Source organism: Streptomyces specialis, assembly GCF_001493375.1.
Taxonomy (GTDB): domain Bacteria; phylum Actinomycetota; class Actinomycetes; order Streptomycetales; family Streptomycetaceae; genus Streptomyces; species Streptomyces specialis.
Map to the genome: position 1 here is coordinate 1 of NZ_LN929853.1, position 1,945 is coordinate 1,945.

At 71.1% G+C, this 1,945-nt stretch carries 1 protein-coding gene; it reads right to left on the reverse strand.

Annotated elements, in window-relative coordinates:
- Nucleotides 1-65 precede the first annotated feature (65 nt).
- Nucleotides 66-1,727 (reverse strand): DNA repair helicase XPB, encoded by a 1,662-nt coding sequence (locus tag BN2279_RS09510; protein ID WP_059008291.1) that lies wholly within the window; start codon nt 1,725-1,727, stop codon nt 66-68.
- Nucleotides 1,728-1,945: the final 218 nt, after the last annotated feature.

Here is a 1,945-nt window from a genome sequence, read left to right on the forward strand (position 1 = left end):
TATCACGCGGGGGTGGCGTGGGAGGTGGTGCTGCTCGGGCGGGTCGATCCGCGGGAGCTGGGGGGCTACACCCCGTCGCGCTCCTCGTCGGCGTCGGCGAGTTCGGTGGCGTCCAGGATCCGGTAGGCGTAGCCCTGCTCGGCCAGGAAGCGCTGGCGGTGCGCCGCGAACTCCTGGTCGATCGTGTCGCGGGCGACCACCGAGTAGAACCGCGCCTCGTGGCCGTCCGCCTTGGGGCGCAGGACCCGGCCGAGGCGCTGGGCCTCCTCCTGGCGGGAGCCGAACGTGCCGGAGACCTGGATGGCGACCGTCGCCTCCGGCAGGTCGATCGAGAAGTTCGCGACCTTGGAGACCACCAGCACCCGCAGCTCGCCCTGGCGGAACGCCTCGAACAGCTTTTCGCGCTGCGCGTTGCTCGTCTCGCCCTTGATCACCGGGGCGCCGAGCAGCTCGCCCAGCTCGTCGAGCTGGTCGATGTACTGCCCGATCACCAGCGTCTGCTCGCCCGCGTGCCGCCGCACCAGGGTCTCGGTGACGCGCCGCTTGGAGTCGGTCGTCGCGCAGAAGCGGTACCGCTCCTCCGGCTCGGCCATGGCGTACGCCAGCCGCTCCGACTCGGTCAGGTCCACCCGGACCTCGACGCAGTCGGCGGGCGCGATGTACCCCTGCGCCTCGATCTCCTTCCACGGCGCGTCGAAACGCTTCGGCCCGATGAGCGAGAACACGTCCGACTCGCGGCCGTCCTCCCGCACCAGGGTGGCCGTCAGCCCCAGCCGGCGGCGGGCCTGGAGGTCGGCGGTGAACTTGAAGACCGGCGCGGGCAGCAGGTGCACCTCGTCGTAGATGATCAGACCCCAGTCGCGGGAGTCGAACAGCTCCAGGTGCGGGAAGACGCCCTTCCGCTTGGTGGTCAGCACCTGGTACGTCGCGATGGTGACCGGCCGGATCTCCTTGCGGGCGCCGCTGTACTCGCCGATCTCGTCCTCCGTCAGCGACGTGCGGCGCACCAGCTCGGCCTTCCACTGGCGGGCCGAGACCGTGTTGGTGACGAGGATCAGCGTGGTCGAACGCGCCTGGGCCATCGCCCCGGCCCCGACCAGCGTCTTGCCCGCGCCGCACGGCAGCACGACGACGCCCGAGCCGCCGTGCCAGAAGCCGGTGACGGCCTGCTCCTGGTACGGCCGCAGCTTCCAGCCGTCCTCCCGCAGGTCGATCGGGTGCGCCTCGCCGTCCACATAGCCGGCGAGGTCCTCGGCGGGCCAGCCCAGCTTGAGCAGCGCCTGCTTGATCTGGCCGCGCTCGGAGGGATGAACGGCGACCGTGTCCGGGTCCAGCCGGGCCCCGACCAGGGGCTTGACCCGCTTGGAGCGCAGGATCTCCTCCAGCACCGGCCGGTCGGTGGACTGGAGGACCAGGCCGTGCGCCGGGTGCTTGGAGAGCGTGAGCCGCCCGTAGCGCGCCATCGTCTCGGCCACGTCCACCAGCAGCGCCTGCGGCACCGGGTACCGCGAGTACGTGACGAGCGCGTCCACGACCTGCTCGGCGTCGTGCCCGGCGGCGCGGGCGTTCCACAGGCCGAGCGGGGTGACGCGGTAGGTGTGGACGTGCTCGGGCGCGCGCTCCAGCTCGGCGAACGGCGCGATGGCGCGGCGGCAGGGCTCCGCGTCCTCGTGGTCGACCTCCAGCAGCAGAGTCTTGTCGCTCTGCACGATGAGCGGACCGTTCACGTGACGCCTTCCTTCGCGTTCCATCGCGTTCCATCGCGTTCCTCGCGGGTGCCAAACCACCAGTGTCCCGCATCGGGCGGGGGGTAGGCGGGGGGTGAGACCGTCCCCTATACACACCCGACGCTGCCGCCGAAGAGGCAAGCGGTGGCTCCGACGGCGCACACCCGGAGACATACTGTACACACACGTGTGTACAAGTACGTCGCACCAGACAAGCT